Source organism: Nitrospira sp. T9 (assembly GCF_052156535.1).
Taxonomy (GTDB): Bacteria; Nitrospirota; Nitrospiria; order Nitrospirales; family UBA8639; genus Nitrospira_E.
The window spans coordinates 179,176-205,980 of sequence record NZ_JBQKUP010000039.1; the positions used below are offsets into that span (position 1 = coordinate 179,176).

Here is a 26,805-nt window from a genome sequence, read left to right on the forward strand (position 1 = left end):
TGATGAGGAGAGTTATGACGTTGTTTTTTTTGAAAATGTTATCCATTGGTTTTTGCCCTGATGTTTGAGCCATACCCCTTTGGGCTGAATGGACAGGACCTGATATCCGTTAATCATTTCGCCTTCATACACGACGGTCCGGTTGATCACGGCACTCCGATGTTCGCCTTCGACGGCAATGGCTTTAAGGGTAAAGGTATTCGTCACCTGCTTCTCCCCTGTTTGGTCCGCTCCCAACGAAGCCGGGTCCGGTTGTTCCCGAGAGGCCGCTGCGATGGGGCCAAAAGGATCACGGCTTGAGTATTCGATCCATTGACCAGCCTCATCCTCATGGGGTCGCCCCGTAGAGGTAAGGGGAGGGAGAGTCGGGGCAGAAAGCAGCCGATTCAGCCCCACGGAGATGATTCCCGGTGCATCGGATGCCGTATCCACGATATTGGTATAGACTGCGAATCCTGCGAGAAGACACAGACCCACCGTGACAAACGGATTTTTTAAAGCTCGACGGAATCGTTGGTTTTCATCCATACCGACAATCCAATGGTTAAATGAGTGGCTTGTTGACCATCACCCATGACCGTCACATTCTGAATGTCGACTCTTGGTCCGGATCTGGTCAGGGCTTTTAGGAACTGAAGATAGGAACGATACGCATGGGGGTTTCCTTGCGAGTTGACCTGAATTTCCAACGGGACCAATGTCACTCCCTGTATGGGAGCCGTGGTGCGTTCTGTGCTCAGAATCCGATACTGGATGAGGAGATTCCGCTTTTTGCCGTCGGTTTGAAGCATTTGTGCCCATTGCGCCAAATGGGTGAAGTTTTGGAGTAAGCGCTGTTCAGCCAGTTGGAGGTGAGTGTCAAGCGCTTCCGGACGAGCCTGAAGGTATTGAGAGCGAAGCTCCGATACCTGTTGTTCCAAGCCGATCGCATCTTGAGTCAACGATTGGCGCTTCTGAATGGCGAAAAGTTTATCCAGACTCACCCAGCCCACAATGGATAACGTGCCAATCAGGAGCATCACGAGGGCCGTGCTTCTGAGCTGTTGGGGATTGAGCCACTCAAAACGGCGAAGCCACTTCATAACATGGTTCCCTTCAAGGTGAACCGATAGAGTGGGTGTTCATGGCTTGAGGTGGCGGTTTGGGTCAAGAGTTGATCCCGCCAATCCTCATGCAGGGACACATGATAGGGTCCATCCGCCAGCTGTTGCACGAATTGATCCACCACAAGCAATGTGGCGGCAAGATTGGTAGAAGTGCTGCCGTCCAGCTCCACGTTCCATCCGTCCTGGGTTCGCTCCACAAAGGCTTTGCGCAAGATGACCTGGGTGGGGATAATGGATCCCAGATAGCTGAGAAATGGGCCTTCTAATTCCGGCGTGGTGGTTTCGCTGACGGATTGAGCCCACTGCCGTTTCGTGTCTAACGACATGAGGCGACCTTCCCATTGCGCGTAATCCTGCTGGAGGGCGCTGACCTGGTCGGTCATGGTCTGCATCGCTGTGCGATGTCTGGCTAAATAACCTTCGATGACGCTGGTTGTTCCGACTCCGAAAAGAATAAAAACCGCAAGCATGGCGACGAAAGCCTTGGTGAGGGTCTTTCGTAGCGGAGCCTGGAGAACCTGCGTGGGCGTGAAGTTGCTGTGCAGATTGAGCGGAAGCATCGCACCGATCCACAGCCAGTAATTCCAGTCCGGCTTGATGGGGTATGGTATGAGGGGAGTGTTTACGTGTGGCTGTATTTCACCCGCCGTTAATCGTTCTTCATCGTCCCAAAACCAGATGCAGGGAAACTTTAAATTGGTTTGTTGTGTGATAAACATTATCGTTCGATTGGCCTCGGTTCCGACCCGCTCTCCAAGTGGAACCCAGTCTTGAGCGGGGAACAGATGTCGAGTCCAAATGGGGGTTCCATCATCATTCCCTGCGACAATCATGATTTTGCCTTCGAGCATGGTTATCAGGATCGAACCTTTTCCCGGTTCGACAGGCAACGTGCTGAGTTGACTCTCAGCCAGAGTAGAAAGAGGAGCCAACTGACGAAGAGATAAGCCCGACTCTTGGCAGATGTGCACGATCTTATCGATATAGTCTTGGGGCCATATATCAAGGTGGACATGTAATTTTCCTCGCGTTTCCAGGCCAATCTGATATCGCCAAGCCGCTGGTCCCTCCCACGGTTTTTCCTGTTGGACCTTTCGTTCAAGATAGGGAAGGAGGTCAGTGAGGAGCATCGGAGGGATTTGAATGGTCCGCGAGGCAAGCCGCGGATGGTCTACGAGCATGGCGAGGTGCGTGCCGGGAAATTGGGTGTAGTGAATTGCTTCTTCCAATGCTTCGCGAAGTGTGTCTAGAGACACGTGCCGGCCTGGACGTTCCCAACTCCGTCCAATGGTATTTTTCACAATTGATAAGGCTTTCAATCGACCATTTGAAAGGCTGACGCTTAAAATCGTCTGTTTTTTCTTCACCAGAGTCTTCTGGAGGTTCAGGGGGATCTCCGGCGTAGGTGTCTGGGCGGCGGCAAATGATGTGGGTGATTGCGGGTTGTCGTTCATAGTATTAGGGGCTATAGCAACCGCTACTGTTGATTCGCCATTTGGATCCTGCCGCGCAGTCAGGGTCGAATTGAAATCCGGCTTCGGTGGTCAGGGTGAGTTGTGTTTCTGGAACACTAAATGTATTGGCTTCGTCTAAACTCACCGTGGTTCCCGAGAAGTGATAGCGACTATGCGGCAGAAGTGTGCCGACACCGGAATCAGTCGGGTTCCCATCGATCGCGTAACTGCCTCCGGCCCCATTGGCCGAGAGGCTGAGGAGATGAAATAAATGACCAACGTGCCCGCGATGAATTTTAAGATCCGGTGTTCCTGTTTCATCGGTGCTCCACCAGGTTTCAAAGTCGGCATCCGTGGCAATGGAGGGATTCACATTTTGGGATAGATGGGTAACGACCATAAATCGTGCGTCGGCCAGGGCCGTCGTGGAGAGACCTGTGGCATTGGTGAATCCACTGATATTGGGTTGCACGAAGTAATAGCGAAGAAATCCATTAGGGTTTGTGGTGAGTTGTCCTAGCGCGGTCGCGACATAATCGGGACTCAGCGCGGTGAGTGTGGCCGGAAATGAACGGGTCTGCCGAACGTAAAGTTCAATGCCTCGGGCGATTATCGCCAATTGTTCATCCTCCGCATCCCGCTTCGCGGCGGCCAGTTGATTGATCACGTTTGGCGCAATGAGGCTGGCAAGAATGGCGATAATGGCCATGACGCCAATCATTTCCACAAGCGTAAATCCATGTGTAGATAGACAGCGTGAGGCCTCAAATAATCCGAAAAATTTCCGGCCTATTCTTTGAACGGGGTTCCGGATACCGCACTGAATCAACTGGAAGCCGGTGCCGGGACGCCAGCCTGTCTCGAATGCGATCGAGGCCGTCTGGAGCCCTATGGCCTGAGTGGGAAAGTCATTGTGTCTTGTCATGAGTCCGATCCCGTCTTGCTCCTTCTCAGCGAAGCTTTTGTCTCGGGGGTGCGTGTACGTACTCTTCTCTCAGTCGGGCATATCCCGCCTGTTAGTCCACCAACCTTACTTTCGGTGTTTAAAAAGCCAATCTTAATTTTCTTAAATTTTTCAATTGATCATGGCGGGTTTGTGAGGACCACAATGGGGCGGGACGATCAGCCGGAGGTCAGGTTAGAGAGGTGGTTAAGCAGTCATTTTTTGCCGGGTCAGGGAGCGAGAACGTCTCGAGAATGTTTCCGCTTAACAGAGCGGAGAGAGAGGATTCCATCGTTTGGTGGCGACGCACAAGGGGTCGAACCAATAACCGGTATTGGTGGTGAGAGAGAATTCAACATCAGGGATGTTGTAGCTATTGTCCTCGTCCAAACCGATTTCGGTGCCTAAAAGGTGAAGGCGGCTATGGGTTGGAAGAAGAGCGCCGTTGGAATGAGTGGGTTGATGGTCAATGGAAAAACTTCCCCCATTTCCCTTGGGGATAAGGTCTACCATATAAAAAAGATGGCTGATCGTTCCACGATGAATAATGAGCGGAGGAGTCGTGCTGTCATTCATGTTCCACCAGGTTTCAAAGGAGGCGGGTGTGGTGATGGCCGGAGCCGCATCTTGTGCGAGATTGGATATGAGAAGAAACCGGGCATTGACGAGTTCACCGCCAGTCAGTCCGGTCGAGTTTTGGAATCCGGTTATGGAGGGATGCACCGCATAATAGCGGGGAAATCCTCGTGCGTTTAGCGTCATCCGGGCTTGAGGCAATGGCACAAAGTCAGGGGCAAGGATGAGTAACGAAGGGGGGAACGCGTGGTTCTGTCGAAGATACGAGATGATTCCGTTGGCGATGAGCTGAAGATCACGGATTTCACGGTCTTCATTCGTTGGATCCCAGACTCTGACCATGGAGGGCGACACAACAGCGAACCCTATAGATAGAATCGCCAACAGGCCGATAAAAACAATGAGGATCATTCCGGCTTCCGGGTCAGAGGCATTCTGGTGGCGGGGCGGGGAAGGTAAGGCAACGCCGGGGTGGCGAAGGTTGCCTGTCAATGGATTCCACCCATTAAACTCATCATGGGCATAAAGAGGGATAGGGCGACAATACCCACAATCGCGATTAATCCTAAAGTAATCAGAGGCTCGAGAATGCCAAAAACTTTTTTGATTCTGCGCGGAATTTCCCGATTATAATAATGAGCCACATTCATGAGTGTGTGGGGTAATGTCCCGGTGGCTTCCCCGACCGAGATCATTTGAATCACCATTGCCGGAAAGACCGGATGACGGCTTAATGATTCATTGATGGTGGAGCCCTCGGACACGGCGCGCTGTGTGTCCTGAAGCGCCCGTTCCATGACAGAATTGCCCACCAGTCCCTGGCATAGTTGCAGGCTTTGCAGAACAGGGATGCCGGCTCGATACAAGACGGCAAAGTTTTGAACAAATTTGGATATCGTGAGCATCCGGATGAGTTCCCCCAGAACTGGGAGTTGTAAGATCATGCGGTCCCGCCAGTGCGCGAATCCCGGCAGGTATTTTCGTCCCAGGGTCCACACCATTGGGCCGAGCAGGAGGAACGAACTCCAGAGCCACCAGCTCCCGACGAAGAGTTCACTGAGGGTGATGATGAGAACGGTGATAGTCGGGAGAGGCACATGCAGACCTTCCAGGATAGGGACAAACCGGGGAATGACGAACGTAAAGAGCAGCACCAGCAATCCGATCACCGCTATCATGACAATGCTCGGATATATGGTAGCCTGGCGCATGTCTCCACGGAACTGATCGAGCCAATCCAGATATCGTTCTAATTCTTTGAAGGTCTCGGTCAATGTGCCGCTGTCTTCCCCGGCATGCACCAGATTGGTGATTTGAGGAGGAAAAATTCTGGGGTGTTGCTTCATGGCATCATGCAAGGTGTTTCCGGCTTCGACTTGTTGAAAGATGGCATGTAAGGTCGAACGCAAATGAATGTTGGGTGTCTCAATCGACAAACTTTTTAAAGCCTGGGTAAGGGGAATGCCGGCCTCGAGGAGAGTGAACATGTGTGTGGAGAATTCCATAAGATCGCGGGGATTGACTCTCCCTCTTTTGTGAGTGGTTCGTGCGAGGGACTTCGGTTTGGATTCCAATGTGCGCACGAGCCAGAGTCCCATGTCCTGGAGCTGGCGTTCCAGGTGGAAAAGATCAGGCGCCGCCATCTCTCCCTCAATCGGCTTCCCATGGGCGTCGATGGCGCGGTACTGAAAATTAGCCACCGGTCACCCTCAACACTTCTTCGAGAGTGGTGATTCCCTGAAGGGCTTTCATGAGTCCGTCATCAAACATCGTTGGCATCCGATCCCGTCGGATAATTGCCCGAATACCTGCCATATCCGGGCCGTGCACGATAGGCCCATGTAGTTCCTCTGAAATCTGGATTATTTCGTAAATACCTGCTCGGCCTTTAAAGCCTGTCTGACCGCATGCGTGACATCCTTTCCCTGTCCAGAGAGTCGGGGGGATGTTGTCCGGCAATTCCACTCGAAGATCTGCCAGGACCGTGGCGGCATCCGTTCGTTCAACCTTGCATTCGGGACAAATGCACCGAACGAGTCGTTGGCCGATAATGGCGGTCAGGGCGGAGGCGAGAAGGAAAGCTTCCACGCCCATGTCGATTAAACGTGGAATGGCTCCTAGCGCATCGTTGGTGTGAAGTGTGGAAAAAACTAAATGTCCGGTTAGGGCCGCGCGCATGGCCAGATCGGCCGTTTCTTGGTCCCGGATTTCACCAACAAGAATGACGTCAGGATCCTGCCGAAGTAGGGCACGAAGTCCGGCCGCAAAGGTCATGCCGATGTCCGGATTGACTTGCGTTTGGCGAATGAGAGGCATTTGATATTCGATCGGGTCCTCCAGTGTAAACACACTTTTTTCTTTGGCATCGACATGACGGAGGGCCGTATATAACGTTGTGGTCTTTCCACTTCCTGTGGGACCTGTCACAAGGATAATGCCATGGGGACGTTGGATCAGGGATTGGATGCGCGATTGGTCGTTGGGTGTAAACCCCAACGCCAGGAATTCTAATTTCAATGCCCCTTTATCCAGAATTCGGAGGACAATGCTTTCTCCGAAATTCGTTGGAAGGGTCGACACGCGAAGATCAATTCGACGAGTGCCTAACGTAAAGGGAATCCGGCCGTCCTGAGGAGTTCGTTTTTCTGTGAGGTCAAGATTGGCCATGAGTTTAAACCGAGCGGTAATGGGCGCTTGAAGCGGTTTTGGAATGAGAATTTCTTGTGTGAGAATGCCGTCAATGCGCATTCGGACCCGTAAATAGTACTCATCCGGCTCGACATGGATATCTGTCACCCGTGATTGAATGGCGGCGGTAATGAGTTGATTGCACAAGCGAATCATCGGCGCCACCCGGCTCCCGTCTTCCCCGAGATCCGAGATCCCTTTGACCATTAATTCATCAAGCAGTTGCTTAATGGATTCCCGATGCGCATAGTGCCGCTCGATCGCTTCAATTAACTCTTGGGCAGGGGCTGTGTGGGTGTGGACGTTGAGCCCGATGCGACTTTCAATGGTATCCACCGCGACAATATTCAACGGATCTGCCATGGCCAGGTTTAACACATTCCCTTGTTTGCTAAGAGGGAGGACTTGAAACTGGGTGGCGATGTCGTAGGGAATGAGATTGATAATTTCCGATGGGATGAAGATCGTTGAGAGGTCAACTATGCCGGTTTGGGTGCCCTCAGCCAGATAATGGGCCAGAACTTTTTCGGAAATGAATCCCAGGCCAATGAGGGTTTGGCCGAGCATCACACCTTTTCTCTTCGTCTCCCGGACCGCCAAGTCCAATTGTTCTTGAGTGATCCAGCCGTCTTGGAGGAGAGACGTTCCGAGGAGAGGCCGTGCGGCTTTGGGTGGTGTGGGTGTGATTGGCATGGGCCGGACTGCTAGGAGAAGTTTATGGGCGACAGCAAATGGGTGCTCGCCTGTGAGGAACGCATAGGAGGAGGGAGCACAGCCATTGTTGGCTTTTTCTCAATCATCCCTCAATGAAGAAGATGGGAATTATTGATGTGTAAGATAAATATACATGCGATCATTGCCCGGATTGTATTTTACGCGTCCGCGTAATTGGCGTTCGGTTATGCTTGCACCGATACCGGCATCGATGACTCCATCAATTTCATTGAATTCCGTATCGGAAACTCCGTCGACTCTGAGATAGGCCACTCGGGCACCAGAGGGGAGATCGCTGTTGCCATCATCGCCCTTCAGATCCCATCCGACATTCGTCCCTGTTGTCGCTGTCCCGAGTGCAACTGCCGTTTGCGCCGGCATGTACATGGTTGTGCCCAGTCCCGGAGGCGTATTGGTATTAAATTTTTCCAGATACGGTCCTCGGAATCGGCTCCATTGATTGGTTCCGGTATTCAACGGATCGGAGGCGTCGAGCGTTAAACGAGCTCCAAGAGAGGTAACGGTGGCGCTGTTACCTCCGGTCTCTTGTGCCGGAGTTCCAGCGGCATTGAGAGGCCAGATGGTTCCAATATCTCCATAATACTTTGCGACGGCGGTCTCATATGTTCTCACAGCGGCAGCCAGGGAACTGGCTTTAGATGAGGCAATCAGTGTGAAAATCTTTGGCAGTAACAAGGCAATCAGTATGGCGATGATGGCCAATACCCCGATCATTTCCACCAGGGTAAACCCCTGGGAATGATGAAGCGGCCGGAATAGTGTTTTTGGCATCTGTCAGTTCTCCTTTACGAAGGGCGTGTCGTTTGGCCGAGTTTCAGGCTGAATATGGAAAATGGTATGGATGACACGCCCATAAAAAATCCATCGGCATATGGGTTGGCATTCTTAAGCCCACTCGTATTCTGGAAATTAGGATTGCGGCCGTGAGCGGGATTGCAGGTCTAGAAGTGCGATGCTGGCAAATGGATCCCCGAGTTGAGATGCTTGACTGAAAAGTCGGTGAGCGGCTTTGGAATTTGATGGGCCGATGTGGCCATCTGCATAAAGATATCCCAGATGAACGAGTGCTGAAGAAAGATCAGGATTGAGTTCAAGTGCCTGTTGAATGGCATCTTTGGCATGGTCAATAAATCCCAGGCTTTTCAGCGCGATGCCCATGCCGAGATAGGCCTCGGCTGATTTGGGGTCGATCCTGATGGAATTTTGATAAGCCGCTATCGCGTCTTCCGGCCGACCATTTAACAATGACCGCCATCCCGTATTCGTCTGGTCTTGGGTGACATTGTTGTGAAGCAGGACTGCGATGTGTAGGGATTTCTTTGATGGAGGAGAATGGGATTGGTGAGATTCTGTAGGTTTGGGTTCGGTGGGCGAAGGGTGAAGGGGATTGGGAGGAAGAGTGGAGTGTTCAATCTTTGATGAGGCGGCGTTTTTGCGATCAGGCTGAGCGTGAGGAGGGATATAGTTGTTGATCTTTTCTAGTTGCCGGATGAAAGGCTGAGGGTCGGATTCATCTCCATGACTCAAGTCTTGGGAGCCGGGAAGCGTCAAATGACTTCCCTGGGCGGAAGACCAGGTCATTATTCCTAGACCAATAATCATACTGAGGATGAATGTGGCCGAAGATGAACCTCGGGATTTAGATGTTCCTTTGGTTTTTGCCCTTCGTACTAAGATGGGATGTCTCATGATGGCTCATTGCCTCAGTGGTTCCAATTTGAACCTATCGGACAATAGGCAACATGCTTAAGGGATTACGCGTGAAGGCTTGACCAAATTTCCAAAAACCCAACTCAATAAGCTAGGAACGGCCAACAAAAGAATACATGTGGTTGAGAGATAATCGGAAGGCTTAGAGATGTCGATAGTCCTGCCACGATTCAACCCCTGAGTCAATGAGCGGCCACTGGGTCCTTGGAGGTATCAATGAATGAAGTGTCTGAGATGTGTGGAGAATTTCGGGATGGACAATGGGAAAGGTCGGAACTTGCCGGAGGAGTATATCGACTGGAGTAACGTCTGAGACACATAACAAAGCCCACCTGTTATTGAGGTGGGCTTTGTTGAGCCAGGAAACGTTTGGTTTGATGATCAGGTGGCTTGATCGGGAAACGCGGCTTTTAAAAGAGGCTGCAATTCCCCCTTTTCTTCCATTGGACCCAAGACATCCGTATCCCCATAAAACTGGCCATTAATGAAAACTTTTGGCAAAGTCGGCCAGTTGGTCATTTTAGAAAGAGCCTCCCGTTTTTCAGGATTTGGCAAGGCGTTGATTAATTCATAGGGATAGCCGAATTTGTTAAAAAACTCCATGGTCTCCACGGTAAATCCGCACTGTGGGGCAGACTTGGTGCCCTTTCCGTAAATGAGAATTTTGTGTTGGGCGATTTCTCTCTTAATTTCGTCTTCAATGGGCGTACTCATAAGATTATCCTCCTTGGGCTTCATTGCGGGTTTTGGCCTGAATTTCTAGGGCATGAATGCGTCCGTCTTTCATGGGCGCGTCGAGGGCTTGGTAAATCATTCGATGACGGTCCAACAAATTCTTTCCTTCAAAGGCATTGGAAATGACTTTGACCGTAAAATGGTCCATGGTACCGGTTCGATCAAGGACCGAAACTTCGGCATCGCCTAAAGCTTGCTGAAGTTGAGTGCTCAGCTCTTCAAATGTCATCATAGAAAAAATTTAATCCTAGTGAAAATTGATGGAATATTCAGACCCCACTATACCGGAGAGAGAATTTTCTGCGCAATGCGGGTCTGGAATCTTCTCAGAATGAATGGTTCCTGGGGGGCACGATGTGTATTGAGTCCCGTCCGTGCGGTGTGGAAAAAGCCCTATCCGAGGTGAGGTCAGATGCGAGGTGTGAGGAAAAAATGTCGGTTAGGTAAGGAAGAAAGGTGAGGATGGGGTCCTCCTTTTGCCTCCTGACTCCTAAATTTTTCCCCGCATGCTTTTTGGGAGTGTTGAATAATAATGAGGTTCAAGGGCAAATTTGCCCAGGATTAGATGACTCATCAAAGGCTCCGGGTCGGTTCAAAAAAGTCCGTCCAGCAAGGCCGCAGCCGTTTTTACGCGCGGAGCCTACGCTTAGTAGGTGAGCCCGGGAAAATGGCGAGAACGCCGCTGGCGGCTTTTTTCAACAGACCCTTTTTCTAGAGCGGAGAAGGATAGAGATGTGATTGCAGAAAGGCTCCGAGACCCTGCAACACTTGAATGGGAATTTCGTGGCCCCCACGGAATTCTACCCAACTGACGGGTAATCCAGCCGTTTGGATATGCTCACGAAGTTGCTGCGCCATGGAAAACGATAAAATAGGATCGTCGGTGCCATGGCTTTGAAATACCGGGAGACCTTGGCGTTTGGGTAGGCGAGTGAGCCATTCTTGCTTAGCAATGAGGGTGCCCGATAAAAGTATTAATCCTGCGAAGGGAATATCAGTATGAAGGACCAAATCAGTCGCCAACATGGCTCCCTGGGAAAACCCTCCAACTATCAACGATGATGATGGTACGGACAAGGTTTCTGTGGCAAGAGAAAGGACATCCTGCATTTGGGTACGGGACGGAGGCAAGCCACGCGGGATTTCTTGTGACAATGCCTCCCACTGCCCTTGGGCCCTGGCTTGTGTGAGGCGTTCCATGTCCAGCATCCACCAAGCTCGGGCGTCCCCAAAGCTCATGCTCAATTGGAGTGGAGCGGCAGGAAAGAGGAAACGGACGTCATCCGGGACATTGAGATACCGCCATAAGGCGACTAAATCATCCCCTGGTGCACCGAATCCATGCAAGAGAACCACAAGTGGTCCCTCCCCGCTCCCTTGGCGATCCATTCCACCTGTAATGCAGACATCTAAACCGGCCCAATGTTCGTGTCGCATACAGTCAAAAGTCTAATGATGAAGAAAAGAGAAGGGGAATATTTTCAATTGGTGATGATTTGGTAAACACGCGACTCTGATGCTGGAAGGGGAACGTTCAAAAATTCTAATGTCCCATTTTTGGGGCGCCGGCATTGGCGCCTTCCGTGATGAGAGGAATTCGCAAAGTCTGGTGACAGTGATTGCAGACGACTTTCAGGGTATTCTCGTCGGCATATTGGATCTCTTCTTCTTTTTTCCAAAATAACTTACTGCATTTTGGACATTTTCTGACTAACATTGACATCGGCACGACTCCGGTTTTTTGTCACGTATTTCTAGTAGACTTAGTGTAATACATCTTGCCACAATCTGCCAACGCATGATCAATTTTTTGGATTCCCATGACGTTAAGGCGCAACAGCTTTTGGCATTGTTCTGCCAAACGGATTGGGCTTGCCATCGTTCACTGGAGGACACTGAACATATGCTCGCTCATACGGATGTGGCCATTTCCGCCTGGGATGACTCAAGACTCGTCGGGTTTGGGAGGGTGTTGACGGATTTTATCTATCGGGCTTCGATTTGGGATGTGATTGTGGATCGGGCCTATCAGGATCGGGATATTGGTAAAGGGATTATCCAGCGGATTTTAACGCATCCCAAGTTGGAACGGGTGGAGTTGTTTTGGCTTTGCACCAGGCGTTATCAGGGGTTTTACGCTTCTTTGGGATTTTCTGATAAAGAACAGACCGGTATGGTCTGGGATCGAAGCAAGGATGTTGCTCCTCCCACGAAACCATTGAATGGATAGAAATGGGGATGGGCCATGGCAGGGCTTGCAACATGTCGAGTGCCATGCGATTGAGTCATGCAGGCAAATGAATCGAGGTAAGCAATGATTGTTGTGGGGATGATGTCAGGGACATCGGCAGATGGGGTGGATGCCGCAGTTGTGGATATTCGAGGAACCGGACATCGTCTTAAGAGTGTCCTGCTCAAACATGTTGGTCGTCCGTATGCTCCCAAGCTTAGGCAACGAATTTTACAAGTTTGTGAGCAGGGAACCGTCGGGCAGATCAGTTACCTCAATGTGGTCCTGGGCGAGATATTTGCTAAAACTGCGTTGTTAGCGATCAAGCATTCCGGGATTTCTCCTCAACGAGTGGCGTTGATCGGCTCGCATGGTCAAACAATTCATCATCGGCCTGCCGCGATCTATGAGCCCGGTATTGGTCAGATCCGTTCGACACTCCAAATTGGAGATCCCCATGTGATTGCGGAACGTACCGGAATCACGACTGTATCGGATTTTCGAGGCAGGGATCTGGCTGTCGGTGGAGAGGGGGCTCCATTAGCTCCTTATGTCCATGCCCTTCTTTTTGCTCAGAAACATGCCACACGAATGGTGGTCAATCTAGGAGGGATTGCGAATGTGACCCTGTTACCCGGCGGGGGAAATCTGTCAGCGGTTCGGGCGTTTGATACAGGCCCTTGCAATATGTTGTTGGATGGATTGGTGGCGATGGGGACAAAGGGAGTCGCTAGATTTGACCGGGGTGGTCGTCTTGCCATGAAAGGGCAGGTAGATAAGGGCCTGCTTCGCTGGCTGCTGACACACCCCTATTTGTCTCGAAGGCCTCCCAAATCCACTGGGCGTGAAATGTTTGGAGAGAACTATATCCAGCGTGTGTGGGCTCAAGCGAAGCGTCGCCAGTTGGCTATTTCTGACCTCTTAGCGACGAGTTGCCGGTTTATTGCTCAGGTGATTCACCAAGCGCAAAAGTGGACGAGGGAAGTCCCTGCTGAGTTGGTGTTTGGTGGTGGAGGGGTGCGAAATGCCCGGCTCTGGTCAGAACTGTCCGGTGCATTCGATCCCATTCCCGTGATGCGCATGGATGAATGTGGGGCATCCAGCCAGGCCTTTGAGGCGCAGGCATTTGCGGTGCTGGCGTATCAAACCGTGAAGGGTGTCTGTGCCAATCTGCCTAAGGTCACGGGTGCTCGCCATTCGGTTATTTTGGGGACGGTCACTCCAGGTATTCACGGACTTCCCTAGAATGTTCCTTATTCTTACGGGCTTTTTCCCACTGGTGAAATGACGGACAGATTCATGTCTCAGAACGGGCTCTCACTGATTCTCCTGGCTGGGTTCATGCTCGGAGTCGTATTTTTGTTGCGATGGATATGGCGCCGTCCCCTTCCAGCAGGGGTTCTACCAGCTTTGAATCCTGAATCCGGTGAGAGTGTGGTAACCGCTCGACCCATCATGTCGCCGGAAGAAGCGACTCTCTACAATTTGATTACCTTAGCGGCTCGTGATCATATGCTGGTTTTGGCCAAAATTCCGCTCCTGAGTGTCCTTTCCGTTGTCGATAAAGATGAAGAAGCTCGAAAGGCAGCCATGCGAACGATTCAGCCTGTTCGCTGTGATGTCGTTCTTGCCCATCCCGGGACGCTTAAAGTCATGACAGTGATTACCTTGAACAAGGAGGTTCCTACTACAGCAGGACGCGAAGACCGAGATCGATTTGTGGAGACCCTGTTGAAGGCGGCGGGAATTCAATCGATCATTCTTCAGACCACACAGACGTATTCGGTGGATCAGCTTACCGGATTACTTGGCCTGGCTGAGGAAGAATAGGACCGAAAATTGAGGGGTATTTTTTGATTGGGTCCTTGTGTGCGACGAATGTTGTGTGTCTGGGAGCACAACTGCGGCTGATTCATCCGAAGTCCGACAGGCTCCTAAGCCGTAATGACCGGTAGGATCGCCTGAAAGGTTTTCAAACCCTCATCTACGATGGTACCTGTTAGTACCGCCGGATCATGCATTGGAAGAAACCTGGCAATTTTAAAGAATGTACGATGGTCGAGTGTTGCCGCAATTTCTGATCGTCGACCGTGTGTAATCGGAAGTGTCAACCCAGGCCCCGTTTTCCACTCCCAGAGAGAGGGGCTGAGACACAGGCAGAGATGATGGTCTGCCACCTCCGAGTATCGATTAAATAAATTGCGTCGATATTGCTTCACAAGCGGGCCCTCAACTATCAGAGCGAAGACCATGTGGTGTCCCCACCAGATAAGGGTACGGAACGCGAATTTGTTCTCACGCGTATAAAACCTTGGGAAATCGACATATTGGTATGGGAAATTTTCCAGATGTTCGCCTTTGACAAATTGACTGGCTTGAGGGTCGAACCCTTCAGGAGTCAAAAGGTGATGTAAGCCGATTTCTGCCTCGATCCGCTCATGGAGGTGTTCAAGGACCTGTTTGATTTTGACCGAAATTTCGGCTTTCTTCCGAAAAAAAACCTGATCGGCCAAGAGGGCTAATTCGTCAGGAGTGAAGAAAGGACTGGTAGCCATAAGTTCATGAACCTCACATACCCAAGCGGTTGTGCAGGAGTATCTGTCTTTGTTCTTGTTGAGGAATGTCTGCAGCGTGATTGGTGAATAGGAGTTTCAAGAAGAATGAAAATTGCGACTTACAATGTCAATTCAATTCGAAAGCGGATCGGTATTCTTCACAAGTGGTTACGGCAACACAACCCCGATATTATGTGCCTTCAAGAGACTAAAGTACAGGATCATGAGTTTCCCCTTCAAGCATTTTCCGACTTACCCTATGTCATCAACTTTTGTGGTGAGAAATCCTACAATGGCGTCGCCATATTCAGCCGGGCAGCGCCGGAAACGGTGGCCTTTGGATTTGAGGACGGGGAGCTACCGGAGGATTCCACTCGCCTGGTGCGAGTGGTTGTCAATGGCATCATGATTATTAATTCCTACGTTCCACAGGGATTTGCAATTGATTCGCCGAAGTATGCCTATAAATTAAGGTGGTTCCAGCGATTGAGGCGGTATTTCTCGCGTGTGGTCTCACCAGGACAATCCGTGATTTGGTGTGGAGATATGAATGTGGCCCCTGAACCGGTTGACGTACATAGCCCCGAAAAACACCTCAAGCATGTGTGTTTCCATGAAGAAGTGCGTCGGGCCTATCAGGAGACGGTGTCCTGGGGATTCGTGGATGTGTTTCGGCATCATTTTCCGCGTCGTCAGCAATTTACGTTTTGGGATTATCGACGTCCAGGTGCTTTAGAAGCTAACCGCGGGTGGCGAATAGACCACATTCTGGTTACCCCGCCGCTTCTTCCCCATTCTCACACGGTGAAGGTGGATGTTCAGCCTCGTCGTGCGGAAAGCCCGTCTGACCATACCGTCCTGTGCGCGGAATTCTCACTGTAAGAGTGTTGAATATAATTTCCAAGGGCATATTGACCCACAGGCACGTTGCCTATCACAGGCCTCGGGGGCGGTTCAAAAAAGCATGCCCTGAGTCTTCCCGAAGGGTCCGTCCAGTCCTGCCCTGAGTCATGCCGAAGGGAAGCCCGCAGTCATTTTTGCGCGCAGAGCGTACTTCCAGTACGTGAGCACGGGAAAATGGCGAGAACGCCGCTGGCGGCTTTTTTCAACCGTCCCACTGTGAGGGAAAATGGCGGTTCTTGCGGAACCGACCCTGGTAAGAGAGGGGTAATCCTACTGCATAAAAGATGTTTGAATGTGGTCTTGTCAGGTTGCTAAAGACTCGAGAAAGAGAAACAATTATTTGCCAGAATAGGTTGATCAATCCACGACCCTATTTTGATTTTTTCTGACGGGGCTTTGGATCCTCAGTGATGTTTTCAAGGGGAATAAAGACTGCGCACGCGACCACGGTCGTCCAGAGATTCGGTTTTCCGATAGCAGATTGAGTAATGTTCTGGGTTCGAACAATATCCCTTCCCATTTTGAATACCTGCTCACGTTCCTTCCAGGCGACATTTGGATCGAATTTGATGCCAAGTGTGGTTGCGAGCATTTGGGCCGCGAGGTCCTCGGTATATTCTCCCGCTTCTTCGTCCGTTTCGCCATAAGCATGATGTTCCGACAAGTAGCCATAATTCAACTTCCTACCAGAGGGAATGGCCACGCCGATTGAAGCCGAAATCAAGCGATTCCGCTCGTTGGTTTCAGATCTGGCCATGACGCAAAAGGTAATTTCGCCTGGATTAAGTAACTGTTCACCACGTTTTCTCGAGATGATTTTACAATCCGGAGGAAGAATGGAGGAGACGGTCACCAGGTTGCAATACGCAATGCCCGCGCTCCGAAGGGCTTCTTCAAACGATGCCAGTTTTTCCTTGTGGACGCCCACACCTCTGGTGAGAAACATTTGCGTTGGGACCATCGCGACTCCTTCGTCGATCAGTTAGTGGTGGATTGGGATAGGCAGGAGATGACTAGGTGATCGTCGAATCTGATTCACAACCTCGCTCTCCAATCTGTTGGCGCAAACTCTATATGGGAAACCCTGGACGATTCGAACACCACGGGAAAGAACAACCTTGCCACGTACGAGGGTATTTTTACCAAGACTGGTTGGCAAGGTGCAAGATTGTGAGGACTGAACGTTCAAGAAAAAATAAGAAGGCCTTAAGAAGGCCTTTTGACCAGCAACAATTTAGGCTCGGTCAGTTCCTGAATAGCATACCGCACCCCTTCTCGCCCTAATCCTGACTGTTTGATGCCTCCATAAGGCATGTGATCGGCCCGAAAAGTCGGAATTTCATTCACCAGAAGTGCGCCGACTTCTAACTGTGAGTATGCCTGATACATGCTGTCGATGTTGCTGGTGAAAATTCCGGTTTGGAGCCCGAAATCAGAATCATTGTGCAGGGCAAACGCTTCTTCAAGGTCTGCATAGTGTGTAACGGTCACCACCGGCCCGAAAATTTCTTCACAACAGACTTTCATATTGTTGTTGACGTGGGTCAGGACAGTAGGCTCGATGAATGAATCCTTTCGTGTCCCGCCAGTCATGACTCTTGCCCCATGCGAAACGGCTTCCTGGATCCATGTCTCGACTCGGCGCGCGGCTTGTTCGTTAATGAGGGGACCGACGACGGTGTTTTCGAGGGAAGGATCGCCCATGGGCAATGATCGGACTCGCTCGACAAAGGTCTTGAGGAAGTTGTCGTAACGCGATTCATGGACGAAGATTCGTTGCACAGAGATGCAGGTTTGTCCCGCATATCCGTACCCTCCGGCTACGCAACGGTCTATGGCCACATCAAGATTGGCATCCGGTTCTATGATGACCCCCGCATTCCCTCCCAGTTCGAGCAGAACCCGTTTGTATCCTGCCTTTCCTTTCAGCATCCACCCAATCGTCATAGAGCCGGTAAAGCTCAAGGCTTGGAAATTTGGATGAATCACCATCTGTTCTGCGAGGGTATTGGAACACGGTATGATCGTCAGCATTTCCGGTGGCAGTTCGGTCGTCAAAAAGACTTCACCCAACATGAGCGAAGTTAACGGGGTTTGGGGGGCTGGTTTCAATACCATCGGGTTTCCCGCTGCCAGGCAAGGGGCCATTTTGTGGGCCACCAAGTTTAGGGGAAAATTAAATGGGGTAATGCCAAGAACCGTCCCGATCGGAAAGCGTTGGACAGATCCCGAGTATGCCTCTCCTCCTGGGGTGAGATCCATCTGAATGATTTCTCCAGGGATGCGAGTGCTTTCCTCTGCGGCCAAGCGAAAGGTCTGAATGGCCCGATCGACTTCACGGCGTGCGTCGGTAATCGGTTTTCCGGCTTCCTGACAAATTGTGGCCGCAAACATTTCCCGTCTGGTGGAAAGCTCGGTGGCGATATGAAGGAGCGCCTTTGCCCTGGCATGTGCCGGTATCTTGGCACATGCGGCCGAGACTCGTTTGGCAGAGTTGGTGACCTGGTGGATATGCTCAGGCTCGGCCTGGCAGACCATGGCCACCACGTCATTGGAATAGGGGTTGCGTACCGGCTCCGCAGAGGAGGTCTGGACCCATTGGCCGCCTATAAGGATTGGCTTTGCCGTGGCCACAGTCATGGAAAGGTGAAAACCTCGTGAAATAGAGGTGGTTAGATTGATGAAGCTGGCTGGTCAGAACCGGGATGGGATGAAGAGGGCAATCGTTCAGCTTTCTGAATAAGATTCTCCGTTCCCCATTCCCTGATCGCATCCAAACTAAACGGTTCGAATGCGGCGATGGCTCCACAGCTCGGACACCCGTCGACCGGCATCTTGGCTTTGAATACTTCATCAAAACAGGTTAAGCACACAAACAAATCAGGTTCACCTTGCGCGCATTCAACAGGCCAGAAGGATGGGGATTCAGTCATGACTCAAAACCATTCTGTGGGTAAAAACATGAATTTCAGGATTGACTGTGCAAATGTACACCTAATCACGCTGTCAGATCAATGAGGAATCGCGTAGAGAGCGAACGCATGGAGGATCTATGCTCCTTCAATGTGAGTAGAGGACAGTACTGGCAAAGACAGTGAAGAAGTCGAGCTTCCATGAAGCTTGAGCAATTTATCAATTTCTTCCTTGAACGTCTCATAGGGAAAGGCGCCGGGAATTAAAATAAGATGAGGATCTTCCGGCAGGGTTGTAGGAAAGAGCACGAAAGCCGGCGTGCCCCGAATTCCCAGGGAACCCGCATCCTGTAAATCTTTCTCAATATCTTTCATATAGCGATGGGAAGCCAGGCATTCTGAAAATTGTTCTCCGTGGAGGTTGAGTTCCTTGGCATATTGTTTGAGGTTATCCGGAGCCAACTGGCCTTCACTGTTAAAGAGCCGATCATGCATGGGCCAGTAGGCGTTTTGCTCTCCTGCGCATCGAGCGGCATCGGCTGCTCGAAGTGGACTGCCCATGCCTCTCGGGAAATCCCGATAGACAAAACGCACTTTTCCGGTCTCAATGTATTCTGTAAGCAATTTAGGAAAGGTCTCATGAAAAAACTTTTCGCAAAAGCCACAGGTGAAATCCGAGTATTCCAACAGGGTGATGGGAGCCTTGGAATCCCCTCGAACCACATCATCATCCTGGATCAAAAAGTCAGGAGTTTTCCCGTGAATTGTGGGACTCATCAGCAGTGTGCCAAGAAGAATGGCGGGCAAAACGGTCGATTTGAGGGTTTGGGCAATGTTCATCATCACTCCATAGCTATGGGCTATTGTTACATTCCTGGCGGACCGTGTCGAGAGAAGAGGTTGATCGTGCCAAGGGTTGAATTTATCGGCGACGGGCTTTTTCCAGGAGCCCCATCATGAGAAGTGGCCAAACCACTGTGGCATCACTCAACACTTCAGCAAACATTCCCCCCTCTTTTCGAGGCACAAATTTTCCCCATGATACACCCTCCTCATACGTGCATCCGCTGAGACCACCCCAGTAGTCAGGCTCCGGGCAGATGCGGACACCGTACTGATACCGCGGAGGGGTTAATTGGGTACCCATTCGAAGGTTGAGAATATCGATATATGGTGGCGTTTGTTGTGCCCAATTTCGGGGAACTCCACCTCCGATAGTGAAAATTCCCAACCGTTTGGCAGACAGCAGTTTTTCCGTATAACTATTGAGATCTAAGAATGGATTAAATGACGGGCGAGATTGCTGCAAAATCTGCCAGGTTTCCTGGTCGGAGAGATCGGGGGATTGAGGTGTGGCTTGGGATTGTCGTCTCTCCTTCATGGCCCAGATGGAGACATCCAGCCCCATTTCAGAATCGGTAAATGCAGGAATATAGACAGGGACATCCTTCTCATAGGCACTTTTCAATATCCCTGGTCCTTCGTAATGGTCGTGAAGAGTTTTCCCGATTTCGCGAGTCAGAATTTCCGAAGAGATGGGTGTGTCGGGAGTCATGCGCTTTAAGGTTTGGCTGACGACCCGTTCGACGTGGTTGAGATTGGATTCCATCTCCAGCGTATCGTAGACACGGTTATAGCCCTTTTCATACAGTTCGGTATCCGTCATGGATGGATGATATTTATAGTGCGTTTTGCCTACGGCTTCACTCAAGCCATGGGCAATTAAAGCCCCCGTGGATACTACGGCCTGCACCATATTTCGGTCGATCATGCTGCAGATAATCTTTCCCATTTTCGCGATGGTCATGGCTCCAGACAAGGTTAAGATCACGGTGCAATCGGGATCCTCGACCATTTTGTCCAAAATCTCAAAGGCATCGCCCAGACGACGTCCGCCAAAGGCGGTCTTTTTCATGGCTGAGAGCAGGTCGGAAAAAGATTCAATCGTTTCCGGATCCAGAGCCTCCAGGGCTTCCAGGCCGTCGCTTTCGCCATCGTGAAAAGTTCTCGTAGTCATCACAGATCCTTACGGCATAGATGAAAGAAATAACCAGACGGGAGTACGAGGAGTCTGATTCTAACGGGAGCGGGTGTTAACAATCAGGAAGGGGCGGACATCAGCTCCTAATAGCGATTGGTGATCCCAACGGGATTTGAACCCGTGTCTGCACCTTGAGAGGGTGCCGTCCTAGACCAGCCTAGACGATGGGACCAGTCTGTGTCTGTTTGTTAATTGAAATTCGTACTCTCTGCCCATATCAAGCATGTCAGAAATGTACCATTAGGGACTTATGGCATGCAACGAAAAAAGCCAGATGTCAGAGATCACAGACGTACAATCACCTGTGGTGACAAGGGAGGAAAGTCGCAACCACAAAAATATGGCTTTTGAATCAGATATCAGAGGACGGAGAGTGGGGTGAATGGATAGTTAACAGGCCCCGCATGAAGGGGTGGAGTCCACAATGGTAAGGGTACTGCCCGGGGGCTAAGCGGGATAAGACGAACTGGTGATCGGGACGAATGACGCCTGAGTCAAATGAGCACTGGGAGCGGGACTGACAGTCGTCTGCCACGATGGAATGGGCTTCTCGAGTGTGATTTTTCCACGTGAGGGCGGTATCCAGGCGGATGTTCAGGTGGTTCGGAGAAAAAAAAGGCGGTTCAGCCTGGATGGCAATCTGCGGAGAAGAGGCCCACAGAATTGGTTGCGTGGAAACAGGGGATAGGAGAAAAACCATAAAGCAGAGCAATTGGCTTATTTGAAGGAATGTCCCGGATGAACAAAGTGGCGTCATGAATGTTCGGCTCTCAGGGTATCAGGTCTGGCCAGGGAGAGGCTCTGGTCCAGTCGTTACGGTTTGATAGTCAGGAAAATGGCGCCCTTTCCGCGCTGCAAGAGCACTAAGACGGAGTCTCCAGCTTCCAGTCGCTTCACAAGTTGTTCGAAATCCTTCACGGATCCAATGGGAGAGCGATTCAATTCCAGTATTACATCACCCGGTTGAACACCTGCCCGTTCAGCCGGAGAGTTCGGTGAGATTTGGGTCACGACCACCCCTTGGCCATCGCGTGTTTGTCCCGGTTGGACGGGTTCGACTGAAAGCCCTGAGAGAGCGTGGTTACCTGAGACCGAACTAGGAGCCATTTCTGTCAAGGCAGCAGTATCTTTAGGCATTTCAGTGATGGAAACCGAAAGATTGACAATTTTGCCGTTTCGCCACACCGCAAGAGGAATTGCACTCTTCGGTGTCGTTTCGGCCACCAGCGTGCGCAAATGGTTTGGATCCTTCACGGTGACGCCATTGTAGGTGCGGATAATATCACCACGTTTCAACCCGGCCTGCCCCGCCGGGCTTTCGCTAAAGACATCTCCCACTAACGCGCCCTGGGTATCAGGTACCTCGAATTGAGTCGCGAGATCCGGCGACAATTCTTGAATGGACACGCCCAGCCACCCGCGAATGACTTTTCCGTGCCCAATCAGGCTTTGCATCACGCTTTTGACCATTTGGCTGGGGATGGCAAAGCCAATGCCCATGTAGCCACCCGTTCGGGAGAAGATGGCGGTATTGATGCCGATGAGATGGCCTTGTAGATTCACGAGGGCACCTCCGGAATTGCCTGGATTAATGGCGGCATCGGTTTGAATGAAATTTTCATAATCGACAATGCCGACATTGGCGCGGCCTACGGCGCTGATTATCCCCATCGTGACTGTTTGATTCAATCCAAAGGGGTTGCCGACCGCCAACACCAATTCTCCAACTTCCAGTGACGCAGAATTTCCCCAGGGTAAGGTGGATAATCCGGTGGCTTCAATCTTGATCACCGCTAAATCGGTTTTGGGATCCGTGCCTATAAGGGTCGCCGGAAGTTTCCGTTTATCTCCCAAAAGGACCATCAAATCATCGGCCTGTTCTACCACGTGATTATTGGTGACGATGTATCCGTCATCACTGACAATCACTCCGGAGCCTAAGCCTTGCTCCTGCCGTTCGCGGGGTTGTTTAAACCGCCGTTCAAATTCCTCTCCAAAAAATCTTCGGAAAAATGGATCTTCAAACAGGGGATTCGTGCCGGGAGATTGAACTGTGCGTTTGGTGGCCGAAATGTTCACGACCGAGGCCATGGCCTCTTTGGCGATTTTTACAAAGGTTTCGTTAGAAGCCAGAAGAGGGGTCGAGACGTTAACCACGGTCGGCGAATCAGCTGCATGGACGACCGGTAGGGGCAGCTCGGTCTCCGTGGGGGCTGCGGTGATGGCAGGGGTAGTCTCTGGAGGGGGGGAGGATGGTGCCTGGGAGCATTGAATATGGGTTAATCCCAGGAGACCCACCGCGATCGCGACCCTCCAAAAATGGTGGTTGTTTCTTACGGAGGATGTTTGCCACGGATATCGTCCTCTCATGCAGGATACCTTCTTCCTCTGTCGGTTGAGGGAGTCCTCATAGCAGATCCCCTCATTTCTTGATCCTTATCCATGTTTCTCATTTTATCAACTTTGATTGCAAGGGCGGTAGCATGCAACGGCAAACAATCCTCGGTTAATTCTACCAGAGAAGAGGCATGACTCAAGATGCGCGGGTGAGCACGGGACCATCATTTGTGCCGGTAATTAAGAGAGATGTCATCATCAGGAAGAGCCCGCATGCAACCACGCCCGGAATTTGATTCAGGGACAATTCGAGCGCGGAGGAGTCGGGAATTTCAGGAATATGGAGATCCACCACATAATTTCCATTGTCGGTGAGAAAAGGCTGGCCGGCTCTGTGGCGCAACGGGGAAGGCCATCCCAGTTTCTCAAGATGTCGTTGTGTCGTTCGCCAACCGAATGGCACGATTTCAACGGGTAAGGGGAAAGGAAGCCCAAGACGGTCCACTTGTTTGGCCTGATCCACAATAACGATGAATTGCTGAGCGGCTTTCGCCACAATTTTTTCCCGCATTAACGCGCCCCCTCCTCCTTTAATCAGATTCAGTTGGGGGTCGACCTGATCGGCGCCATCCACTGCCACATCAATGTCCCAGGGGACGTCATTGTTCAGTAAAGGAATGCCCAATTGTCTGGCATAGACCGCTGTGGCTTGTGAGGTTGGCACGCCACGGACCCGTAATCCCTGTTGTACGCGCTGGCCTAAGGCCGTCAAAAAATAATGGACCGTGGACCCGGTGCCGAGTCCAAGGATCTGGCCATCTTGTATAAATTCAAGGGCTTTGCGGGCGGCCTGGGCTTTTTGCTGATCGGGTGTCAATGGCGTCGATGGAGAGGGCATAGAAGGGTCTCACGCTCGGGAATTATTCGTTGGCAAACGGCCGGAGGCTTTGGTGTTATCGAAACTAGCAGGCATTCTTTCTCAAAGCCCGGTGCTCTGCGAGTGTTTTCCGGCAAAACGACAGGGACGAGGGTAAAAAAACAGAGCCAAAGGTCTGTCTGCATGTCATCAAAGGGTGGATGTGTGGTCTGAGCCCTAAGGAATACCCAGAGGATGCTTTAGGTTTCATGGTGTTAGCCGGCCATGCCTGCAGCGACGGAGGCCGCCCCGAGCAATGCGGTATGGGGATTCAAAATTACCCGAACGGGAATCTTGGCCAGTAACCGTTTGTAGCGGCCCTTTGCCAGAAAAGCTTTCATGAATGTGTCTTCCTGTAATGCGGATATGATTTTTGGGGCGATGCCCCCACCAAGATAGACGCCACCCATGGCCAGGGTCTTAAGGGCCATATTGCCGGCTTCGGCTCCATAAATAGAGACGAAGATCTGCAGAGCTTCTTTACAAATTTCTGGTTTGCCTGTCAGTCCGGCTTCCGCAATCAAGGCTGTCGGATCCCCGGTTGGGAGCTTTTCGGCAAACCAGGTTGGCTCGTTTTTTTTGGTGTCCCGGAGAAATTGATAAATGCTGTGGAGACCGGGGCCGGAAAGAACCCGCTCGTAACTCACATGTAAATAGCTGGTTCGCAAATATCGCAGCAGATCGATTTCCAAATCGTTGTTGGGTGCGAAATCGGCGTGTCCTCCCTCGGACGGACAGATGTGGTAGTCCTCGCCTGTCCAGAGGAGCAGCGATTCTCCTAGGCCTGTTCCCGCAGCCAATAAGACCCGAGTACCATCAGATTGGAGAGAAGGGGCGTTAGGGTTGAGATCCTCAATTTCATCCGGTTGAAGGAGCCGTAGCCCATAGGCAGTGGCCTCCAAATCGTTTAACAAACGAACATGGGGAATATCCAGAAACTCTGCGAGTTTATCTCCTTCAATTATCCACGGAATATTTGTGGTTTTGCAGGTATTATTCAAGACTGGTCCCGGCACCCCAAAGCAGGCGGCGGTGAGGGGTCCCAGTTGAGAAGGAGTGGTGGGTTCAGACGAAGGGGCATCGTTGTCGTCCGGGGATTCTTCCGATTCGGTGTTGGGAGAAGCCGGTTCTTCCAGAAATTCGGTCAACACTTCTTCGAAGGACTCATAATCAGCTGTATAGACCGTGTCTTCCCGAATAGGCTCTACCCGTTCCTTATCCCAGTCATATAGGGCCAGATTGATTTTTGTCCCACCAACATCAGCTGCTAAAATCATGACATGTTTCCCGTAAAAATTACATGAAGCGTCAATTATCAGACTTGCGGCACCATAGCCCAGGTAAAATCCTCAGGGCAAGCCAGAGCCTGAAGAACCTCCCTTAGTCAATCCGTATAAAAAAGAAAAGGTCGGAGAGGCGGTGAGGAAGAGGTGTTCGACGACTCATATGAGCGTCCAGGTTGAAAAGGTGGCCGCCTGTCCGAGCGGAGTTCCGTCCGGTTTGCGAATGTTCCACACCGTGGCGCGTTCCACTAAAAATCGTTTTCCGGATCGGGAGATCCTGACTCCACGATAATCACTAATGAATCCTCTGGTTTTTGCCTGATGCAGCATGCGAGCCCGTTCTTCACGATTTACGGGCTCGGCCGTTTGCCGGGAGGGCGTGTGAGTCAGTTGGTCCCAATCCATTTCCCACAAGGTTAGCCCAGTCCGGTTTCCATAATTGAGGATAGGATCATCCTGCAGTCCATGAGAGACCACCACAAATGGGGAGTTAAACAAGCGTTCGGCCTGTTCCAGTGAAGTACCCTGACGGGGAATCAGTTCTTTTTTCAGCCAATAGGCATAACTATCCAATAAATATTGGGACCATTCGATCACCCAGGGTCTTTGCCAATGATCAGCTAACGGGTACATCTGATTATGAGTGGAGGGATTTATCCGGGTGATGATGCGGAGCGTCGAATCAGAAGCAGTGTAATCTTCTTATGGAATTGTTGAAAAGAACTAATCATCTATTATTAGTTGTTCCAGGCGGTAAAAAACGAACACAATAAATTCGGTATCCATAACAATCTGCCATTGCCGACATTTCACCCGTACTATTCGATGAGTTTTGTTGAACCAGTTGTCCTGCTCTTATCTGTTCCAGAAAACAGGACCATCCGCCAGCCATGAATTTCCCTTCCTAATTAACTGACGCTCTTTCCCAATTCATAGCGAAATTGACTCCCTAAGCCAGAATGCTAAGATTTGCCCTGCTCACCTCTCTGGCAATGCTAATCGACCGAAATGGTCAACAGGTATTCGGACATCGTGAAGGTGATCGTTCAAACGAGGGGATGGAGATGAGGACATGAAGGAAAAGACAAAGACCCTACAAAAAATTTCCCCCGCTGAGCTGGATGGATTGATCTCGAAATTGAAAAGCGAGAATTCTCCCGAGCTAGCTCTAATCGGCCCAGGTGTGAAATTAAGCCCATCTTCTGAAGACTGGTCGAAAAGTTTAAAAGATTATCCTTGTGTATTTCAGTTGACAGAGTTTGTGGACAGCCTGTCCGAAAAACTTCTCTCTCTTCCTGGCCTCACGAGGCTCCAGCTGCGGGGCAACCAGATTGGGGAGGCGGGGGTGAAGCACCTGGCGCGGCTCTCGAACCTCACGACGCTCCAGCTGGGGGGCAACCAGATTGGAGAGGCGGGAGTGAAGCACCTGGCGGGACTGACGAACCTCACGACGCTCCACCTGGGGAGCAACCAGATTGGGGCCGCCGGGGTGAAGCACCTGGCGGGGCTCTCGAACCTCACGACGCTCTAGCTGGGGTGTAACCAGATTGGGGAGGCGGGAGTGAAGCACCTGGCGCGGCTCTCGAACCTCACGACGCTCAAGCTGTGGAGCAACCAGATTGGGGACGCGGGAGTGAAGCACCTGGCGCGGCTACCGAACCTCACGAAGCTCGAGCTGTGG

At 51.1% G+C, this 26,805-nt stretch carries 28 protein-coding genes, 1 tRNA gene and 1 pseudogene; 6 read left to right on the plus strand and 24 right to left on the minus strand.

From position 1 onward, the window contains the following. Nucleotides 1-12: 12 nt before the first annotated feature. The 12 genes from ACTRXD_RS16725 to ACTRXD_RS16780 form a co-directional block, all read right to left on the minus strand. Nucleotides 13-528, minus strand: a complete 516-nt coding sequence (locus ACTRXD_RS16725; RefSeq protein ID WP_442432924.1) for a hypothetical protein — start codon at nucleotides 526-528, stop codon at nucleotides 13-15. After that, nucleotides 495-1,082: a hypothetical protein gene (locus tag ACTRXD_RS16730; protein ID WP_442432925.1), complete on the minus strand. Its 588-nt coding sequence runs from the start codon at nucleotides 1,080-1,082 to the stop codon at nucleotides 495-497. The genes ACTRXD_RS16725 and ACTRXD_RS16730 overlap by 34 nt, the downstream gene beginning before the upstream one ends. Further along, nucleotides 1,079-2,473: a hypothetical protein gene (locus ACTRXD_RS16735; RefSeq protein WP_442432926.1), complete on the minus strand. Its 1,395-nt coding sequence runs from the start codon at nucleotides 2,471-2,473 to the stop codon at nucleotides 1,079-1,081. The genes ACTRXD_RS16730 and ACTRXD_RS16735 overlap by 4 nt, the downstream gene beginning before the upstream one ends. A gap of 91 nt (nucleotides 2,474-2,564) precedes the next feature. Then, nucleotides 2,565-3,485, minus strand: coding sequence for a type II secretion system protein (locus ACTRXD_RS16740; protein WP_442432927.1), 921 nt, complete (start codon nucleotides 3,483-3,485; stop codon nucleotides 2,565-2,567). Between the two features lie 282 nt (nucleotides 3,486-3,767). Then, nucleotides 3,768-4,490: a hypothetical protein gene (locus ACTRXD_RS16745; protein ID WP_442432928.1), complete on the minus strand. Its 723-nt coding sequence runs from the start codon at nucleotides 4,488-4,490 to the stop codon at nucleotides 3,768-3,770. A 77-nt stretch (nucleotides 4,491-4,567) separates the two neighbouring features. Next, nucleotides 4,568-5,779, minus strand: a complete 1,212-nt coding sequence (locus ACTRXD_RS16750) for a type II secretion system F family protein (RefSeq protein WP_442432929.1) — start codon at nucleotides 5,777-5,779, stop codon at nucleotides 4,568-4,570. Then, nucleotides 5,772-7,460, minus strand: a complete 1,689-nt coding sequence (locus ACTRXD_RS16755; RefSeq protein WP_442432930.1) for a GspE/PulE family protein — start codon at nucleotides 7,458-7,460, stop codon at nucleotides 5,772-5,774. The genes ACTRXD_RS16750 and ACTRXD_RS16755 overlap by 8 nt, the downstream gene beginning before the upstream one ends. Before the next feature lie 129 nt (nucleotides 7,461-7,589). Beyond that, on the minus strand, nucleotides 7,590-8,273 hold the full coding sequence (locus ACTRXD_RS16760) for a prepilin-type N-terminal cleavage/methylation domain-containing protein (protein ID WP_442432931.1): 684 nt from the start codon (nucleotides 8,271-8,273) through the stop codon (nucleotides 7,590-7,592). 138 nt (nucleotides 8,274-8,411) lie between these two features. Beyond that, complete coding sequence (locus ACTRXD_RS16765; protein WP_442432932.1) at nucleotides 8,412-9,083, minus strand: tetratricopeptide repeat protein; 672 nt, start codon at nucleotides 9,081-9,083, stop codon at nucleotides 8,412-8,414. Between the two features lie 510 nt (nucleotides 9,084-9,593). After that, nucleotides 9,594-9,926: a glutaredoxin family protein gene (locus ACTRXD_RS16770; protein ID WP_312646007.1), complete on the minus strand. Its 333-nt coding sequence runs from the start codon at nucleotides 9,924-9,926 to the stop codon at nucleotides 9,594-9,596. Nucleotides 9,927-9,930: 4 nt separating this feature from the next. Further along, complete coding sequence (locus ACTRXD_RS16775; protein ID WP_312646008.1) at nucleotides 9,931-10,179, minus strand: BolA family protein; 249 nt, start codon at nucleotides 10,177-10,179, stop codon at nucleotides 9,931-9,933. 479 nt (nucleotides 10,180-10,658) lie between these two features. Beyond that, entirely contained in the window at nucleotides 10,659-11,384 is a 726-nt protein-coding gene (locus ACTRXD_RS16780) for an alpha/beta hydrolase (protein WP_442432933.1), read from the minus strand. A 361-nt stretch (nucleotides 11,385-11,745) separates the two neighbouring features. Here ACTRXD_RS16780 and ACTRXD_RS16785 point away from each other — a divergent pair, with 361 nt between their 5' ends. The 3 genes from ACTRXD_RS16785 (at nucleotide 11,746) to ACTRXD_RS16795 (ending at nucleotide 14,007) form a co-directional block, all read left to right on the plus strand. Further along, nucleotides 11,746-12,177, plus strand: coding sequence for a GNAT family N-acetyltransferase (locus ACTRXD_RS16785; RefSeq protein WP_442432934.1), 432 nt, complete (start codon nucleotides 11,746-11,748; stop codon nucleotides 12,175-12,177). Nucleotides 12,178-12,261: 84 nt separating this feature from the next. Continuing rightward, a complete protein-coding gene (locus tag ACTRXD_RS16790) occupies nucleotides 12,262-13,422 on the plus strand; it encodes an anhydro-N-acetylmuramic acid kinase (protein WP_442432935.1) in 1,161 nt (386 codons plus the stop codon). A 54-nt stretch (nucleotides 13,423-13,476) separates the two neighbouring features. Continuing rightward, nucleotides 13,477-14,007, plus strand: coding sequence for a DUF2726 domain-containing protein (locus ACTRXD_RS16795; protein WP_442432936.1), 531 nt, complete (start codon nucleotides 13,477-13,479; stop codon nucleotides 14,005-14,007). 104 nt (nucleotides 14,008-14,111) lie between these two features. On the opposite strand, the gene ACTRXD_RS16800 is transcribed toward ACTRXD_RS16795, so the two are convergent. After that, on the minus strand, nucleotides 14,112-14,732 hold the full coding sequence (locus ACTRXD_RS16800; protein WP_442432937.1) for a hypothetical protein: 621 nt from the start codon (nucleotides 14,730-14,732) through the stop codon (nucleotides 14,112-14,114). 105 nt (nucleotides 14,733-14,837) lie between these two features. Here ACTRXD_RS16800 and xth point away from each other — a divergent pair, with 105 nt between their 5' ends. After that, nucleotides 14,838-15,614 (plus strand): exodeoxyribonuclease III, encoded by a 777-nt coding sequence (xth, locus tag ACTRXD_RS16805; RefSeq protein WP_442432938.1) that lies wholly within the window; start codon nucleotides 14,838-14,840, stop codon nucleotides 15,612-15,614. Between the two features lie 391 nt (nucleotides 15,615-16,005). Here xth and ACTRXD_RS16810 read toward each other — a convergent pair whose 3' ends face one another. The 11 genes from ACTRXD_RS16810 to ACTRXD_RS16860 form a co-directional block, all read right to left on the minus strand. Continuing rightward, a complete protein-coding gene (locus tag ACTRXD_RS16810; RefSeq protein ID WP_442432939.1) occupies nucleotides 16,006-16,596 on the minus strand; it encodes a pyruvoyl-dependent arginine decarboxylase in 591 nt (196 codons plus the stop codon). A gap of 245 nt (nucleotides 16,597-16,841) precedes the next feature. Then, the gene (locus tag ACTRXD_RS16815; protein WP_442432940.1) at nucleotides 16,842-18,275 is read right to left on the minus strand and encodes an aldehyde dehydrogenase family protein; all 1,434 of its coding nucleotides are present in this window, start codon (nucleotides 18,273-18,275) and stop codon (nucleotides 16,842-16,844) included. 32 nt (nucleotides 18,276-18,307) lie between these two features. Then, nucleotides 18,308-18,568 (minus strand): hypothetical protein, encoded by a 261-nt coding sequence (locus ACTRXD_RS16820; protein ID WP_442432941.1) that lies wholly within the window; start codon nucleotides 18,566-18,568, stop codon nucleotides 18,308-18,310. A 117-nt stretch (nucleotides 18,569-18,685) separates the two neighbouring features. Then, a complete protein-coding gene (locus ACTRXD_RS16825; protein WP_442432942.1) occupies nucleotides 18,686-19,390 on the minus strand; it encodes a DsbA family protein in 705 nt (234 codons plus the stop codon). Between the two features lie 79 nt (nucleotides 19,391-19,469). Further along, nucleotides 19,470-20,564 carry a deoxyhypusine synthase family protein gene (locus ACTRXD_RS16830; RefSeq protein WP_442432943.1) on the minus strand — a complete coding sequence of 365 codons (1,095 nt, stop codon included), beginning with the start codon at nucleotides 20,562-20,564 and terminating at the stop codon, nucleotides 19,470-19,472. Nucleotides 20,565-20,682: 118 nt separating this feature from the next. Beyond that, nucleotides 20,683-20,760, minus strand: a tRNA-Glu gene (locus tag ACTRXD_RS16835). Nucleotides 20,761-20,940: 180 nt separating this feature from the next. Next, nucleotides 20,941-21,345, minus strand: coding sequence for a cupredoxin domain-containing protein (locus ACTRXD_RS16840; protein WP_442432944.1), 405 nt, complete (start codon nucleotides 21,343-21,345; stop codon nucleotides 20,941-20,943). A gap of 56 nt (nucleotides 21,346-21,401) precedes the next feature. Then, nucleotides 21,402-22,958: a DegQ family serine endoprotease gene (locus tag ACTRXD_RS16845; RefSeq protein WP_442432945.1), complete on the minus strand. Its 1,557-nt coding sequence runs from the start codon at nucleotides 22,956-22,958 to the stop codon at nucleotides 21,402-21,404. Between the two features lie 163 nt (nucleotides 22,959-23,121). Beyond that, nucleotides 23,122-23,823 (minus strand): ribose-5-phosphate isomerase RpiA, encoded by a 702-nt coding sequence (rpiA, locus tag ACTRXD_RS16850; RefSeq protein ID WP_442432946.1) that lies wholly within the window; start codon nucleotides 23,821-23,823, stop codon nucleotides 23,122-23,124. A gap of 233 nt (nucleotides 23,824-24,056) precedes the next feature. Continuing rightward, a complete protein-coding gene (glk, locus tag ACTRXD_RS16855; RefSeq protein WP_442432947.1) occupies nucleotides 24,057-25,118 on the minus strand; it encodes a glucokinase in 1,062 nt (353 codons plus the stop codon). Between the two features lie 165 nt (nucleotides 25,119-25,283). Continuing rightward, on the minus strand, nucleotides 25,284-25,721 hold the full coding sequence (locus ACTRXD_RS16860) for an MEKHLA domain-containing protein (RefSeq protein ID WP_442432948.1): 438 nt from the start codon (nucleotides 25,719-25,721) through the stop codon (nucleotides 25,284-25,286). A gap of 475 nt (nucleotides 25,722-26,196) precedes the next feature. Between ACTRXD_RS16860 and ACTRXD_RS16865 the strand changes: the two genes are divergently transcribed. Both ACTRXD_RS16865 and ACTRXD_RS16870 read left to right on the plus strand, forming a co-directional pair. Next, on the plus strand, nucleotides 26,197-26,655 hold the full coding sequence (locus ACTRXD_RS16865) for a leucine-rich repeat domain-containing protein (protein ID WP_442432949.1): 459 nt from the start codon (nucleotides 26,197-26,199) through the stop codon (nucleotides 26,653-26,655). Nucleotides 26,656-26,685: 30 nt separating this feature from the next. Further along, a pseudogene (locus ACTRXD_RS16870) lies at nucleotides 26,686-26,805 on the plus strand (leucine-rich repeat domain-containing protein); the annotation flags it as partial.